Source organism: Shouchella miscanthi (assembly GCF_007725405.1).
GTDB classification, from domain to species: Bacteria; Bacillota; Bacilli; order Bacillales; family Bacillaceae_D; genus Shouchella; species Shouchella hunanensis.
The window spans coordinates 896,420-913,190 of the sequence record NZ_CP042163.1 but is presented as its reverse complement, the minus strand read 5'-3'; the positions used below and the strand labels follow the sequence as shown (position 1 = coordinate 913,190).

13 protein-coding genes are annotated in these 16,771 nt (G+C 40.1%); 6 read left to right on the top strand and 7 right to left on the bottom strand.

Annotation, left to right across the window (positions count from 1 at the left end; all coding sequences use genetic code 11):
* Positions 1–38: 38 nt before the first annotated feature.
* Positions 39–3,719: a helicase-exonuclease AddAB subunit AddA gene (addA, locus tag FPV17_RS04335; protein WP_186370731.1), complete on the bottom strand. Its 3,681-nt coding sequence runs from the start codon at positions 3,717–3,719 to the stop codon at positions 39–41.
* Positions 3,712–7,158, bottom strand: coding sequence for a helicase-exonuclease AddAB subunit AddB (addB, locus tag FPV17_RS04330; protein ID WP_186370730.1), 3,447 nt, complete (start codon positions 7,156–7,158; stop codon positions 3,712–3,714). The genes addA and addB overlap by 8 nt, the downstream gene beginning before the upstream one ends.
* A gap of 227 nt (positions 7,159–7,385) precedes the next feature.
* On the opposite strand from addB, the gene FPV17_RS04325 reads away from it, so the two are divergent.
* From FPV17_RS04325 to FPV17_RS04315, 3 genes are all read left to right on the top strand, one after another.
* On the top strand, positions 7,386–8,627 hold the full coding sequence (locus FPV17_RS04325) for a hemolysin family protein (RefSeq protein WP_035393132.1): 1,242 nt from the start codon (positions 7,386–7,388) through the stop codon (positions 8,625–8,627).
* 319 nt (positions 8,628–8,946) lie between these two features.
* The gene (locus FPV17_RS22490) at positions 8,947–9,639 is read left to right on the top strand and encodes an aminoglycoside phosphotransferase family protein (protein ID WP_144558250.1); all 693 of its coding nucleotides are present in this window, start codon (positions 8,947–8,949) and stop codon (positions 9,637–9,639) included.
* A gap of 110 nt (positions 9,640–9,749) precedes the next feature.
* Complete coding sequence (locus FPV17_RS04315) at positions 9,750–10,463, top strand: TspO-related membrane protein (RefSeq protein ID WP_144558249.1); 714 nt, start codon at positions 9,750–9,752, stop codon at positions 10,461–10,463.
* A 50-nt stretch (positions 10,464–10,513) separates the two neighbouring features.
* Here FPV17_RS04315 and FPV17_RS04310 read toward each other — a convergent pair whose 3' ends face one another.
* Positions 10,514–11,122 (bottom strand): hypothetical protein, encoded by a 609-nt coding sequence (locus FPV17_RS04310; RefSeq protein WP_144558247.1) that lies wholly within the window; start codon positions 11,120–11,122, stop codon positions 10,514–10,516.
* A gap of 182 nt (positions 11,123–11,304) precedes the next feature.
* On the opposite strand from FPV17_RS04310, the gene FPV17_RS04305 reads away from it, so the two are divergent.
* The 3 genes from FPV17_RS04305 (at position 11,305) to FPV17_RS21735 (ending at position 13,753) form a co-directional block, all read left to right on the top strand.
* The gene (locus tag FPV17_RS04305) at positions 11,305–12,603 is read left to right on the top strand and encodes an alpha/beta hydrolase (protein ID WP_144558245.1); all 1,299 of its coding nucleotides are present in this window, start codon (positions 11,305–11,307) and stop codon (positions 12,601–12,603) included.
* A 110-nt stretch (positions 12,604–12,713) separates the two neighbouring features.
* Positions 12,714–13,448 (top strand): NADPH-dependent oxidoreductase, encoded by a 735-nt coding sequence (locus FPV17_RS04300; protein WP_144558243.1) that lies wholly within the window; start codon positions 12,714–12,716, stop codon positions 13,446–13,448.
* 137 nt (positions 13,449–13,585) lie between these two features.
* Complete coding sequence (locus tag FPV17_RS21735) at positions 13,586–13,753, top strand: hypothetical protein (RefSeq protein ID WP_186370729.1); 168 nt, start codon at positions 13,586–13,588, stop codon at positions 13,751–13,753.
* Positions 13,754–13,787: 34 nt separating this feature from the next.
* Here the strand turns inward: FPV17_RS21735 and FPV17_RS04295 are convergent, their stop codons facing one another.
* From FPV17_RS04295 to FPV17_RS04280, 4 genes are all read right to left on the bottom strand, one after another.
* On the bottom strand, positions 13,788–14,534 hold the full coding sequence (locus FPV17_RS04295) for an ABC transporter permease (protein ID WP_144558241.1): 747 nt from the start codon (positions 14,532–14,534) through the stop codon (positions 13,788–13,790).
* Entirely contained in the window at positions 14,531–15,256 is a 726-nt protein-coding gene (locus FPV17_RS04290; protein ID WP_144558239.1) for an ABC transporter ATP-binding protein, read from the bottom strand. The genes FPV17_RS04295 and FPV17_RS04290 overlap by 4 nt, the downstream gene beginning before the upstream one ends.
* Positions 15,257–15,384: 128 nt before the next feature.
* Positions 15,385–15,858 carry a metal-dependent hydrolase gene (locus FPV17_RS04285; protein ID WP_035393099.1) on the bottom strand — a complete coding sequence of 158 codons (474 nt, stop codon included), beginning with the start codon at positions 15,856–15,858 and terminating at the stop codon, positions 15,385–15,387.
* Positions 15,859–16,165: 307 nt separating this feature from the next.
* On the bottom strand, positions 16,166–16,738 hold the full coding sequence (locus FPV17_RS04280) for an NADPH-dependent FMN reductase (protein ID WP_081762014.1): 573 nt from the start codon (positions 16,736–16,738) through the stop codon (positions 16,166–16,168).
* Positions 16,739–16,771: the final 33 nt, after the last annotated feature.

The window sequence follows — 16,771 nt, the reverse complement described above, 5'->3', positions numbered from 1 at the left end:
TGAGTCAGGCGCTTTTACCTTTGTACATACAGTTGCCTTTATTTGAATAGTTGAATGTCGATACCGCCATCAAAGAAATACAGCCAGCATTCCTTTACCGGTACATTCCAAATGGCTTCAATTGCTTGCTTGTATTGCGCGATTTGGTGCTCATAACGTTCCTTCAAGACCTTTTCGACCTCTTGTTTCTCTAAGCCAGAAGATTGAATGCGATCGGTTTTATAATCAAGTAAAAACAACTCACCGTTCTCATCCCACCATAACACGTCAATAATTCCTCGAATTAACACGTCGTCTTCTTCTGCTCCCTCTTCTTGAGAGGAGAATTGCTGCTTAGGTTGAACATAGGAAAAAGGCACCTCTCTTTTCACTTTTTTCGAATTGAGTAAACGAGTTCCCACTGATGATTGATGAAAATCAATAATGCGTTGGTATGAGATGGCGCTTCTTTCTTCTTTTTTCAACGCAAGCCGATTTGAAATGGCTTCAATCTCTTGCTTAATATGAGACGGATCCTTTGTCTGAAATGATAGCCTCTGCATAATACGATGCATAAGCGATCCTTTTTCAGTAGAACTTAGCTTCTGATCCCCTTTTAAAAAACGTGGCTCCTTCATCGCATGCATGACGTTTTTCCGAGACGTATTCATTTCCTCATCAAGAGAATACCAGTTGGTTTTTCGTTTTAATTCGGTCACGCTTTGTTTCGCCGCTGTTTTGGTAGCTACAGGATATATATAATTGAAAGCAAGTCGACGCTCCACTTCACACTCCATTCCAGCAGTTCGTCCATCTAATCGTTCTAATTGCTGTAGCAATTGAACTGTTGTATTTGTTGACTGAGGTTGAGTACGTGCTAATGAAGGTACTTCCACCATATCATCGAGCGTCCACTTTGACGGATGCTCCTTCTTGTTAGAAACACGATTCACATCTTCATGTCGGAGAACAACAGGCATGATCCAGTCAAAGAACCGACGAGCCTGCTTGCGCTCATGTAGTGAAAGAGAAGACTCCGCCTGTTCTATCCATGCTTCCAACTTTGCTTCTCTTTCTTTAACACTTCCTAGTAGGAACAGCTTTTCCTTCGCTCTCGTTAGAGCTACATACAGCACACGAAGTTCTTCCGATATTTGCTCTCTTTCTTGCAATTTCTTTATTGCCGCCTCTGCCATTGTAGGGTACTTCACACGTCGTTCTACATCTAAGTAGGTCGAGCCAAATCCTAATGTTTGGTGAATTTGGGTTTGTCGTCTCGTATCCATTAAGTTAAATTGCTTCCACATATCTACTACGAAGACTACTGGAAATTCGAGCCCTTTACTTTTATGGATCGACATTAAGCGAACAACATTCTCTTGCTCACTAATGGTACGTGCACTCTCAAAATCGTCTCCTTGCTCTTCCATCCGCTCAACAAAACGCAGAAACCGAAAGATGCCGCGAAACGATGTATCTTCAAACGCCTTTGCACGATCGTACAAGGCTCGCACGTTGGCTTGTCGTTGCTTTCCTCCAGGCAAACCACCTACAAATACATCGTACCCAGTTTCCGTAAACAGTTCCCAAATAAATGTAGATAACGCAGTCGTTCGTGCTCTCGTCCGCCAATTTTGAAGTTGCTTATTAAAATGAGCAAGCTTCTCCAACCAATTTCCTTCTTGCTTTTCATTTAAAAGAGTGGCCTGCATGGCTTCATAAAAGAACCCTTCTTGATCATGTAGGCGTATACTTGCTAGCTCATCATCTTGGAGTCCGACAATTGGTGAACGCAGTACCGACGCTAACGGAATATCTTGAAAAGGATTATCAATAATTTTCAATAATGACAGCATAATTTGCACTTCTACATGCCGAAAATAGCCTTCATCTCGATCTGAAAAAAGTGGAATACCCGCTCTTTTAAATACGTCCACAAAAACAGGAGCCGATGGAAGGGATCTCATTAAAATCGTTATGTCCCGATATTCAATTGGACGCATTTGGTTTTGCCTTTTATCATAAACGAGGTATTTACTCGCTCGTAATTCATTAATTTTATTCGCTGTCCATTTCGCTTCTTTTTCTGCGGATAATTCAAAACCACTGGCGTCGTCCTCATCCTCTTTTTCAAGTAAAGCAACATGAACGTCATAACCTTCGTCTTCTATTCCATAGTCAAGGTTACCGTATTGCAACGCTTGCGTTTGATCATACTCTACTTCCCCTACATGCTTGTCCATCGTCTGTGCAAACACGTAATTAACAGCGTCAAGCACTTCTTTACGGCTACGAAAGTTATGCGCTAAATCAATCCGAATTCCTTTTGCTTCTTTCAGTTTATCCAGAGGGCGCTCTATCTTCGCATACGTTGTTTGTTTCTCAATAAACAAACCCGGTTCCGCCAACCGAAAGCGATAGATGCTCTGTTTAACATCTCCTACCATAAAACGGTTCTCGCCATTTGCGACTAATTGCAAGATTGCTTCTTGGACTTGATTGGTGTCTTGATATTCATCCGTTAACACTTCTTGAAACCGGGCTTTGTATTGCAGTGCAATGGCAGACGGTTCTGCAATTGATTCTTCACTAAGAATGTCGAGAGCAAAGTGTTCAAGGTCATCAAAATCCATCAACGAACGTTCTGCTTTTTCTTCTCGGTACGCTTTAGCGAACTCTTTTACAAGGGTTGTTAACATACGGACACGACCTTGCATCTGTTGTAGGCGCAACCGGTTCTCTTGTGCATCAGTCATTAAAAGTTCTTGGGCTTTTTGCACTAATTTTTTACTATCATCCCGTAGTCCTTTTACTCGTTCCATTAATTGAGGATCGGTTGGATCATCTTTTTTCTTACTAGGTAGACGTTTCCAAGTAAAATCATGCAGCTGTTGATACAACTGATCCCAAGATTGACACTTGGTAAGCCCTTCAAGTGCTACAACCTCTTCTGTTAGTCGTTCATGATAAAAAGCAGGTCCATCACCTCGCTCAGCGAGTTGAAGAGCTCGTGTATGATTGGCAATGGCCCCTGACACAAAGCTAAACACTTCTTCTAAAATGATTTTCCCCCATGGACTTTCGCCTACATCGTCATACGGATGTTCATACATCCTCGCACTCTCATTAAGCCACCTATCTGGATCAGGATGGGACCTGGAACGCGTATATAGTTGTAAAAGGAGCGCTCTTAGACTTGTATCTGAGCGATCTCCACTATATGCTTCTGCCATTGTGTAGAAGTCGGGCATTGTCTCTTTATCCAAGGCGTAATAACGCTCTAGTAACGTTTCTAGCACTTCTTCTTTAAGCAATTCTCTTTCCGTATCATTTGCCAATCGAATCGTCGGATCAACATTAATTTCATAATAATGGGCACGAATGAGTTCAGAACAAAAGGAATGTAGGGTGGATATTGTGGCTCGGTTTAATAAACGGTACTGGCGTTTTAAATAAGGTGTAGGACGAACACTTAACTCCTCTTCTATCCGTTTACCAATACGTGCCTTCATCTCTGCTGCGGCTGCTTTTGTAAATGTTACAACTAGTAATCGATCCATCTCAGCTTCATCATTTGGATCAATCATTCGCTTAACAATTCGTTCAACTAGAACAGCAGTCTTCCCACTACCTGCTGCTGCTGCGACAAGAATATTTCCACCTTTAAGAGAGATCGCCTGCCACTGTTCATCCGTCCAGCTAACATCTGCTGGCTTTTCTTGTAACGTCCATTTAGGCATCTTCACCCTCTCCTTCATCAAGAATGTCGCGCATCTCTTCAAGTGCATCTCGATGCGTTTTCTTATAAATTTCGTTATAGTCATAGCCAGGTAACGTCGGGTCAAATTGACACACTGCTTGCATTGGACAGAAGCTACAAGCGACATGACCATTCTCACGTTGAAACGGCTTCACCTCTGTTTTTCCACTAACAATGTCATTGCCAATTTCAACAATCTTTTGTTCCGTGTATGCAAAGAGTGTGCGAAAATCATCCTCTGTTACGACTTTTGAGCGACTATGAAAGGTGCCATCTTTTTTAAATTCTACTGGCACAATTTTCGACTTCGCTGCTTCTTCTAGCGACTGATCAAAGAGCGTTGCTAGTTGACGATCCTTAGGCATCCACCCACTTAACTTAAATGCTTTTAGGCGTTCTTCTTCTGCGTGTTCTGCATCTTCTAGCACCGGGTTGTGAATATGGAAGTAGAACATGCCGCCAATTTGTGACGGTTCGTCTAACCATGCTTTGGAACCCTTTAATGCAACCGTTAAATAAACAGGGATTTGCAAGGATAGCCCTTCTATTACGTCAGAGAAAGCAAGCGCTGTTGCACTTGATTTATAATCAATGATACTTAAGTAAGATTGTCCATCAACTTTTGCTTGATCAATCCGATCAATTCTCCCTCGTACGGTCATATTCATACCGTGTTCAAGTGAATACGAAGGGAGGGACAAATTCGTCTGTGGACCAAAGGCAACCTCTAGCCCAATTGTCTCAAACTTCGAGAGTAACGCTTGCTGACGTAGTGCTTCTGTTACGTTTAGCGCAATTTCTTTTAATTTGTCAGTAATATACTGATAATGACTTGTACTTAGTAAAATCTTCCTTTGAATAATAGGAGCGACTTCTTCCACTGCCGCTATTGTCATCTCACGGCACTCGTCGTACGATAGCTTCTTCCATGTCTTATTACGATCCTTTTGCTTTGTGGACATCAATTTCAGCACCATATGAAACAACTCACCGATGTCAAATGCTTCTAATTTATAAACATCTCTTTCTTTTAATTTCAACCCATATTGACTAAAATGTCGGAACGAACATTGCTTAAATAATTCCATACGACTTACGCTCATCACGAGCTCCGAACCATATAAGTCCCTTGCTTTTTCGATGGGCAATGGCACTTCTTTATATGCATAATCTAGGCTTTGCAACCCCATTTTCAAACGACTCTGCCAATGTTCCTGCTGAATGAACCAGTGGTACACGTCCCACCAAATGGAATCAATTGTTTCACCCTGCTTCCATTTTTGAAGCTGACGGATGAGTTCCATAAAAGCTTGCTTCGGATGTGATACATATTCAATCGAATGATTCTCATTAACTGCATCGGCCTCATTTTGGACAAAGGTGAATGGAACAGAATCAAGTGTGTCTTTTATATAGCGAATGAGCGGGGAAGGTAATAAGGCTGCCCCTTCCTCATCAGCTAAAGCATAAGAGACAACCAGTTTTTCTTCCGCATTTGTTTGCGCTATATACGCATAAAAATGTTCATGCCAAATTCGATCAAACGAGCTATAACCGAAAGAGACGCCCTTTTCTTTAAGTTCATGGCGCTCCTGTGCACTAACAATCCCTTTGTCTCTAGGCGTTGATGGAATCACACCTTCATTTACACCGATGACAAATGTTACGCGTACTTTTGGCAAGCGGGATCGCTCCATATCACCGACTGTTACTTGATCAATCGCCGGTGGCACCATTCGAAAGCTCATATTCTCAAAACCAGCATTTAATGTCTTAAGAAACGCTTGGGGCGTTGTGGCATTGTCTCCACCAATTTCAACAAGCTGATCTAGAATTCGTATGACTCCGTCCCACACTTGTTGATATTCACTACCTAGTTGAATAGCCCCTTCCGCTTCCGCTTGTTCTTTTACCTGATTTATCTTGTCAGGAATAGATAAAGCTTCAAAGAAGGTATAAAGGGCTCGACTCATCTCGAAAATAGTTTTACTTTGCTTTATCTGCTTCTCTAACTGATTAAGAGGTGCGATTAATTGGTTTTTCAATTCATTTACAGCGTGATTCGTTTCCATTTCTTCCTCTGTTGGCTCATCCTCATATCCATGTCGTGCGGTTTTCACTCGCCATTCTACATCCGTTGACCATAACTTTCCTTTTATTCCCTGCGCGAGAACAATCGTTTCTAACTGATCAATTTGTTCGCGAAAGCGTATCGAATCTTCATCAAGTGGAATAAATAAATCGGTTTTGAAAGCACGAAAAAGCGCTTCATAAGGATAACGCTGCATGATAGCTTCTAAGGAAGAGCGAATAAACTCAATTAATGGATGATGAATCATTGGCTTTGTCTGGTCAACGAAAAACGGCAGGTCATACATCGGAAAGATTCGTTCAATTAAATCACTGTAAAGAGTTAAGTCCCTGGTTACAACGGCAATGTCTGAATATCGATAGCCTTCCGTTCGTACATAAGACCGAATGGAACGGGCAAGTGCATCTATTTCAACCCGTCGATTTACCGCTTCTACTAACTGGACACTGCCGTCATTTTCTCGCTTTTCGTGATCTTGATACACGAGCGCTTCTTCTAATGATGCAATGCCTTTTCTCTTAAATCGCAAGCTCGGTTCAAACCAACTCGTTTTATAAGATAAACCTTGTTGTTGAAGCGTTTCTACTAACCTTTGATAGGTCTCATTCGTGTAGAAAAACGTATCCAATGTTGCATCCTTGTCTAACGTTAATGCAATCTGTACAGACGATGCCTCTTTAAACAGTGTCGTTAAAAACCGACGCTCTAGCTTATTAAAATCATAGAACCCGTCCACATAAATGACCGCATCTTTTACAACATTTGACGTTGCCAATACGTCCGTAGCATGCTTAAGTTGATTTTCTTTGTCCGTAAACCGCTGTTGAAAAGCTTGTTCAAACCCTTTATAGACGATATAGATATCATGCATTTTGTCTTGAATCAATGGTGACTGATTCCTACTTGCTTTATAAAACGCATCTGCGGTTAGTTCTTGCTGACGGAGCTCTATAATGACTTGTTCCATCTCTTGAACAAAACCGGTTGCATGACTTGAACGCTTAAAAATCCGCAACTTTTCCTTTTGTTCTTCAACGATTTTCCTAAGCAAAACATGCATGCCTGTTCGGTCAAGCAACGGTAGCTCTTGTTGATCCGTTTCTACAAGAATTCTTTCTGCTAATGACTGCAAGCTTAGAACACTTAACTTAGAAAATCCTCCTGACTTTTTTGCAAGCTCATATTCAACTTGGAAAGACATTTGATCTGGAACAAGAAACAGCTGTTCAGGCCCTTCAATAGGAAAGCGATTTAGCTGGTCGATCGCTTCTTTTTTAAGTTTCGTCGACTTACCACTGCCACTTCTTCCGAGATAAAAGTGAATCACGCTACCGACTCCATTTCGTTTCAAACTTTTCTTCATCTTACCATGAATCTACTTCAACACTATATCCCTTTTAACCACAACTACATTACGTATAAACGTTTTTAAATAACGAACACTAACGAAAACATTCTATTCTTCATTCTTTTCATCTGCCTGTTTTCTTGGTACAATGGTTCATTACTGAAGTCTGTTACAACTGACAACTTAAAATTGGAGGAAACATCTTGATATTCGTTGCGATTATCCTTTTATTTATTGCATCAAGTTTCTTTTCTGGTAGTGAAACGGCTCTAACTGCAACAAACAAAATTAAACTACAAACGAAAGCGGCTCAAGGAGATAAAAAATCCGAGCGTTTATTAAAGCTAGTAAATAACGCGGAAGAATTCATTCCAGGCATCCTTATTGCAAATAACGTCCCAAATATTATTCTTCCATCACTTGTAACCATTGTTGCCATTGATTATGGGTTAAATGTCGGTATTGCGACTGGTGTATTAACAGTCTTAATTATCATTTTCGCAGAAGTACTCCCTAAATCTGTGGCTGCGGCTTACCCACAGAAAATTTCCTATGCTGTATACCCGCTTACCAATTTATTATTGAAAATTTTAAAGCCTTTTACCTTTCTTCTTAATGCATTTACACGTCTTGTCATTCGATTGCTTGGCAAAAATGCCGGGACAGAAGCGACTTTTTCGAAAGAGGAAATGCGTGCAATGGTGGATATTGGTCATATAGAAGGTACGTTCAAAAATGATGAAGTGTATCGTTTAAAAGGGATGCTCGACTTTGAACAGCTAAATGTGGCAGATGTTCTACAAACACCACGAATTGACGTACAAGGATTACCAGCCGACAGTACATTTGAAGAAGCAAAAGAAATCATATTGAACAACCAATATACACGATACCCTGTTTACGAAGAGGATATTGACCATATAATCGGTGTCTTCCATTCAAAGTTTGTATTGAAATGGAGCCAAGAACCCACAAAACCCCTTAAAGAAATGGCAGATTTACAGCCACTCTATGTCTATGAATTTCATCCAGTCAACCGTGTCTTCCAAAAAATGTTACAAGAAAAGAAGCATTTTGCCATTGTATTAGACGAATACGGTGGGACAGAAGGGATCATTACACATGAAGATTTAATTGAAGCGATGATTGGCCAAGATATTGAAGATGAAACAGATGTTGACGATGTCTTAATTGAAGAACAGTCAGACTCACGTCTTGTCTGCGACGGCAAAATCTCCCTTCGTCGATTAAATAACGTCTTTCATGTCAACATCCCAGAAGAAGAAGATAATCTAGCCAGTTTCCTGATTCAGCAATTCGGCTATTTGCCTACAGCTGGAGAACAACTTGATTATAAGGAACTACGCTTCGAGATCTTGGATATGGACGACAAAAAAGTAGATCGCGTTCAACTTACTAAAAAAATTGATCCTATGCTTTCCCAATAATACAAACAGCCGAGGTAGCTAGCTTGGCTGTTTCTTTTTACAATTATTTCAGAAGATACATGGTCTGCTTTATACGTAGAAACAGTAGTCGACAACCATGTCCAAATAACCTGCTATGTGATTAACTGAAGATAAGTCGAAAGGAGTGCAACATTATGGACAATACCTATGCTGCTTTATTAACACAAGCCAGAGAAGATCTTTTGCTTTTTAATGAAAAAAGAAACCAAATGCTGAGACTGATTTTACACACCCAACGTTAGGGAAGCCGTTTGCGTTTGGGAATACAGCTACTCTCTACCGCCAAGGAAATTTCGCTATCAAATTATACCATCCTCATTTACCCGCTGAAGAAGTTGAAAAAGAATATCGAAATCATCATTTTGCACATCAACTTAATCTCTTTGTTCCTGGTGTTCACCGCATTACTTCGTATCAACTACAACACGCTTTAATTCTTGACTATGTGGATGGAGAACCATTGGGTACAGATTGCTGGAAAGCTCTAGACACATTGGATCAATGTATGTTAACCGCAGTTAAGCAACAACATCACCTACATAGAATCCCACTAAAAAAGACAGAAAAAATAGAATTAATGCCACAAAAGATAGAACGCCAAATTCATCAAGTAGATGATCTCTCTTCCTCCAGAAAGCATCATCTCCTAAATCTTTTACAACAGCTCGTCGAATCATCGACTTCCCAGAGTCTCTGTCATGGAGATTTTCATTTCTTTAATCTGATTAAAACAAAAAAAGGAATAAGTATGATCGATTGGGTAGATGCGAGTATTGGCTTTCCCTGCGCTGATGCCTGTCGCTCTTACTTACTGTACGCAAGCATTTCTAAAGCGCTGGCCACACTTTACTTATACCTTTACTGTGCGAAAGGGAATTTAAATGAAGAAGAAGTATTAAATTGGCTTCCCATCCTTGCGTGTGCACGTTTATCTGAAAATGTTGCCTCTGATTCCAAGGAACAATTACATAGGTGGATGAATGAAAAGTAACTTAATAGAACAATTATGGCTGTTTCATTAAAAAATATTTACAATCCGACGTTTATGTCGAAATAAAAGGGTGAATAGAGATAAATAGGAATAGTAGAAGGAGGGCCACCATGAAACAAACCACACGCTTAGGCGTTATCTATTTACTCTTTTTTGCTTTTATGATTGTGACAAATTATATGTCTGCGACAAATGTTGGCACTGTTGCGAATCAAGACCAAGCATTGATTCAACCCGCAGGATTTGCTTTTTCCATTTGGGGAATTATTTATTTTCTCTTATTCATTTGGATTATGCGAATCTTCTTTGTGAATCGCTGGAGCGGAGAGATTTACACCCGCATTGGTTATTGGTTGCCAGCGAACTTTCTTTTAAATGGTTTATGGATTATTGCATTTACACAGGAATGGGTCTTCCTGTCGGTCATTATTATTATTGGATTGCTACTCACATTAATTGTCATTTACTTCAAGATCAATCGTCTTGATTTTCGCTGGTACGATCGCTTGCCTTTCTCCATCTATCTCGGCTGGGTATCTGTTGCTACCATTGTCAATGTATTTACATGGTTTGTACAAAGCGATACCACAACCTTTTTAGGATTGAGTGAAGTACCATGGACGATCATTATGCTTCTCGTTGGGACATTACTTGCTGTCATGATTGCTTTTTCATATCGAGATATCTTTTATCCTCTCGTGTTCATATGGGCTTATTCAGCGATTGTAGTAGAGAACAGTATGCCAAGTATTATCGTCGTAACCGTCCTTTGTATTGCCATCCAACTTGCGCTGGTTGTCTTTATCCTGCTTCGCAAAAAATAAAAAAAACCAAAGGTCTACTTTACTTGAGGCCTTTGGTTTTTTCATTTTTCTTATTTTCCTTTCAATCGAACCATCATTCCAAGGCCCCAACAATAAAAGACGAAGTAGAATAAGCGTTGGAGTAACCCACCCCATTCAATTGGAAGAAAAGCGACAGCTATAATGCCTACTTTGATTATCGTCAATAGTCCTGCACTTATAATGGTTAGCATTTTTCCTTTATTTAGTTTTACACTGATACAAAAAAGAGCAGGTGCCACTACGATCATTACTAACGCCGGATACGTATGCCATTCAAAACTTACATTTGCTGGTATAACGCTAAAGCTATAGCCCACTGCAAAAAGGAACAGGCAGGCAAACCCAACTCTTCCTATTCTGCTCAACTCTAGTCTTTCTTTCACACTCCACAACCCTATTAAAAGAACCATTCCAGTTAAAAGAAAAAGACTATTTACAATTGGTGCGTGCGGTGAGCAAATAAAATAGTCAGCCCACGGATAAGTGCCCACACCGCACTCTGTTATTCCTAAGTCACTCATTGGTTGAGATAAATAAGAATACGGGGCAAGAGAAGCTCGAATGGCAAACGGCTCATAAACGAAATAACTGAGCAAGACAATCCAGCTTACTACACCGACCCTAAAAGGAATTTTCATGTTAGTCCCTCTTTTCTTAGACTATTACCTGTATCTTTTTTCTGTAAACTTTTAGTAAATTTCAAGGACTCTACCGATACGCACCGAATCTATCTACTAGACACTTGACGAAGTAACGTCTCATTGATTACGCTTTAATTCTGTACATAAAGCCATTAGAACATGTGAAGGAGGACTTGTGGATGAAAAAACCATCCTATTTCTACACATCTTGTGTTTTTTTATTTGTTTTTCTCACTGCCTGTCAACAAGAAACGATTGAAGAGCCTGGAATCAACCCACTGGAGGCATTTGCAGGTACATGGGAAGGCGAAATTGTCATTCCTATGCAACCGCTCCCAATTGAAATATCTGTTGAAAATGAGACAGCAACGTTATCGATTCCAATTCAAGGGATATTTGATGAACCTTTTAACGTGGTCAATGCAGACCATGATACACTTTCATTGGAGACAACCATACAAGATCAAACGATTCTATTTTCTGGTGAACGGGATGGCGATAACATCCAAGGAGAATTTACTCAACTTGGCCAAAACCTCCCCTTCCAACTGCGTTACATGGAAGAAGAGCAATTAACAGAGATTTCGCTTGAGTCAACTGAGCTTATAAAAGCAAAGGTAGATGTACCAGAGAACGATTCGAGCGACATACCTGTTGCACTTATCCTTCCTGGTTCTGGACCGACAGATAAACACGGAAACTCTTATTTAATGCCTGGACGAAATGATAATTTAAAGCGTATGGCAGAGCACTTAAATGACCATGGTATCGCAACCATTCGATATGACAAACGAGGTATAGGCGATAATCTCTCCCTTGCGCCAAATAGTATAGAAACCCGCTTTGATGATTATATTACTGATGCACAAGCTTGGCTCCGTTATGCACAAGAACAGGAATCGTTTTCTTCTGTCCATCTGATCGGACATAGCGAGGGAGCACTAGTTGGCTTAGGAGCAGCACTCCAAGAAGGAGTTCAGTCGTATTCTTCCGTTGCTGGTGCTGGAAGAACCATTGATGAAATATTAGTTGAGCAGTTAGAAAATGATCCGTTTATTACACCAGAGCTCCTACAAGAATCTGCAGATATTATTGAACAGCTTGTACAGGGAGATCTTGTCCAAGAGGTTAGCCTAGAGCTTGAATCCCTTTTCAACCAAAATGTTCAACCGTTTTTGTCCTCATGGATGGCGGTCAGCCCAGTTGAATTAATTGAACAGGCTACGTTTCCCACATACATCATTCATGGAAACAACGACCAGCAAATACCAGTTGATGATGCTTATCTACTACATGAAGCGAATCAGGATAGCGAGCTCTACTTAATTGATCAAATGGGACATGGACTGCGTAATGTCTCAGACGATATAGAAGAAGAAAGCATTGCAGCCATGAGTCATGACACACCTTTATCAGAAGAGTTACTAACCATCCTCACAGCCGCCATTCTTGACAATCACACTAGTACGACGAAATAAACGCTTCGTCGTTTTTTTTCGTTCATAAATTACTGAAATCATAGCATAGAATCCTCATTGCATGCGTCGCTTCTCTTTTTTTGGTATAACAGCTATAGGAGGGATAACAAATGAATGAAACCATATCTGTATTGACTAATCACTATTCTGTTCGAAACTACTTACCAAATCCTATCGAAGAAGAACAGCTTCAAACTATAATTCAGGCGGCTCAAGCGGCGCCTACTTGGGGAAATGGACAACAACTCAGCATTGTTGGTGTGACCGATCAACAGAAAAAAAAGCAGATTTCTGACATCATTGGTCAACCGTGGATTGACCAGGCACCTGTTTTTCTCTCATTTAATTTAGATTTTCATCGAATACATCAAGCGTTAGAACAAAATGGACAAACCTTTGAGGCTACAGAAAATGTCGATACTTTGCTTGTAGGCACAACTGACGTGGGAATTGCGATGGGCTATGCCATTGCCGCTGCTGAATCTCTTGGCCTCGGTATTGTTCCAATTGGAGCCATTCGAACAAAATCAGATCAAATTATTGACGTATTAGATTTACCAACATACGTTTTTCCTATCGTTGGGCTTGTCATTGGTCACCCTGCTGAAGAAAATGACTTAAAACCACGTTTGCCCATTGATTCGTTTTACCATCAAGACGCCTATCAACACGATCAATTGCCACACATCCGAGCTTATGAAGACAAAATGAAAACATACATGCAGTCTCGCCCTATTCAAAAAACATGGACGGAAACAGTGGCTCGTTATTATAGTCACGATAAAGGAATTCCACAAACAAGTAAGTCACTCAATAACCAAGGATTTCACTTTAATAAGAAGTAAATGAGCACCCACCCTTTTGTTTCAACACTCGCTACTATGGGAAGTGGATAAGTAGGAGGGATGTAAATGAGTTCCAAACGAAATCAGACGGTTTACACTTTCTCGAAAAGACAATGGAAAAAAGAATCAAAGAGTACATGAATAGTTACTCTATTGATGAAAACAAGCATTTGTATATTTACAGTAACTTTTACCATGCCTTAGAAGCAATCATGAAACACAAGAAAGACGCGCATCAAATTACGCTTGAAGATTTAGAACCGACTTTACAGTTAATTGAATCGTTTAAGCGACAAGCAGAATAAAAAGACATGGCATGATGCCGTGTCTTTTTATTCTTTAACGCATGAACTGCATTCGTTCGTTGAACAATGTAGGGTAGGATAAGAAACCAAGCATAATGCTTGTGACAATTGCAGTTGTTAACAATAGGAATAAAATGAGCAATTGGAACAGTACGGCTTGAACTGGATCAGCCCCAGCAATAATTTGTCCACTCATCATTCCTGGTAATTGGACAAGCCCAATCGTTTTTTGACTTTCTATTGTAGGAATTGTACTAGCCTGAATGGAAGAAATTAATTGCTTCTGAATGGATTGTTTTGGTGTCCCACCTAAACTTAGAATCAGTTCAGCCTCATCTTTTTTCGATTCCACTTCCGCAGTAAATCGATTTAAAAATAAGATCCCTAGCACCATGGAATTTCCAATAACCATTCCACTAATCGGTATAATATATTGAGCCGTTGCAGGTGTAATGTGTAACCCTAATAAGATACCTTGAGTAAGAGTTTGAATCGTCAGAAACGTCACAATTAGTTTCCAAGTAATTCCACGAATCGCTCTCCCTTTTTTTCTTGCATTTTGTGTTGCAGCTGTAATCATTAACACAATCATCAGTGATATATACAGATAGCTTTCTGAATCAAAAACGAATTGTAAAATGTAGCCAACAGCAAGTAGTTGAATAATTGAACGTATTGTAGCCACAAGGATGTCACGATTTAAGCCTAACTTTAGCACTTGAGACAATAGTAACGGTATCAGAACAAAAATAAGAGTAAGAGCCAGGGTTGTTACATTCATACAAACTCCTCCTGGAGAAACGCCTTCACCCGGTCATCTTTAGGATTTGTTAACAACTCCACCGTTCCTTGTTCGACTAATTCCCCGTCCATCATGACCCAGCTATCGTGAGACAAACGCTTAGCTTGTTCAATTTGATGTGTAATCCAACAGATGGTTGTGCCATAGCTTTCATTAATCGTTACAATCAGACGTTCAACTTCTTGAACCGATACACGGTCTAACGACGACGTAATTTCATCTAATAGCAATACTTCTGGTTGATTTAACAACGTGCGGGCAATGGATAGCTTCTGTTGTTGACCACCTGATAATTCTTTTGCCTGTTGATTGATTAACGTCGTTGACAGCCCTACTTCTTCTAATGATTGTTTTATCGTTACATCACTTATTTGTTGACCCGCTAGCGTAAGAGGCAGTAGTAAGTTTTCTTTTACTGTGCCCGTTAGCATCGTAGCCTGTTGCATAACAATGCCGATTTTTCTACGCAATGCGGAAGGTCCGTATGTTTCAAGCTTTTCGCCATTGAATAAAATAGTTCCAGTCGTTGGTGTTCTCATTCCATTGCATAAGCGAAATAGAGTCGTTTTCCCAGCTCCTGATGGCCCCACGATGCTCGTAATTTTCCCTTTATTCAACGATCCTGTTAATTCCTTAAGAATAATTGTCTCATCAACCTTATATGTAATGCCTTTAAGCTCCATTACCTTTTCGCCGCTCATTGACTGCTTCCTTTCAAAGGAGTTATCCATACTATTCTCCAATCTTCTTACTTCTATACGATTGACACTTAATTAATTATAACAAATATTAATTAATAATCAATATAAATAAGAAGTTTACAAGAATTTTATTGATAGCCGATGTATAGGAAGCAAATCGTTAAAACGAATAGCCCAAGTAAGATACTTTCTACTACACCACCTGTTCTAAGACGAGCAAGACGGAAGCGGAAATTTGCTGGATAAAGCAGACGGATGCCTCTAACCGTGAGTGCATCAAGTACATAATGCGAGATCATACCAATTAAAAAACCCATACGCAATCCTTCTTGTTCCGGGAAAAAATAAAGAAACACTAGATTGATGAGCAAGAGAAAGAGCAAGCTGTGTGTAAACGTTCGATGACCAAACAGTGTGCTAACAACCTTTGATAAGACTGGAAGCCTCCGCCCAATCTTTGAGTGAGTATGACAAATATCGGGTATAAGAGCCCCAATAAGTCCAGCAGCATAATAGCTAAACTGCCCTTCGTTCTGAAACAAAAAGATGTCAGCTGCTTGACAAGCAACGACTCCACCAATAAGATGTGTTTTTCCTGTCATCTTGACCTCCTTTTCTTAACAACGACTTATTTTACCATAAACACGAACATACGTATGTTCTTTCCTAAAAAACCATCCTTAGGTCACGCCTATGAACCACTTCATTTAACATTGTTATGTCGGTCATGTCCTATGGCCAAAGGTAAAGGAATAGTATTCGTTTATTGTTTATGGATGAAGCATGTCGCAGTAATACCGTTTTTTATGAAAGTATTGTGAAACTCGCTTTATGCGAATGGATGATTGATGACTTCGTCGATCTGAAAAAAAAAAAGCCTAACTACGAGTGCGTTAGACTTTCTTTTCCTTATTCGCTTAAAGTGGTTATCCACTCATCAAATGCCTTTACATATTTCTTAATACGCTTAACCGTTCCCTCTTCTGTGATTTGTTCGTCTTCAACCTCAACACGCGTATGCACTTGTCCAACTAATAGTTTCGGACCAGACATCACATAAGCATCAATGGCAATTAGAGTTTGTCTTAGCTGAGTTTGAGCCTGCACTGTCCCTGCTCCTTGTGGTGACGCTCCTGCAAGAGCAATCGGCTTTTTAGGGAGAGGCGATTCCTGTGGCGGACTGGCTGCCCAATCCAACGCATTTTTCACAACCGCTGGCATACCGTTGTTGTATTCTGGTGAAACAATGATCACACCATCAGCACGTGTCAATCCTTCTTTTAGTACTGTCACTTCGTCTGGAACGCGACGTTCTTCCACATCAGCATTGTAAAAAGGAATACGGTCAATGGCTATTTCAGTAAACGTCCAATGACTTGGGGCATGCTCCTTAATCGTGTTCAACAATTTTCGGTTATATGATTGCTTGCGAAGACTTCCACATAGAAGAACGATTTCCATCAGCAAAACCTCTCTTTTCATCTTTTTCAACCTACCAATTCCCGTTTCACACTT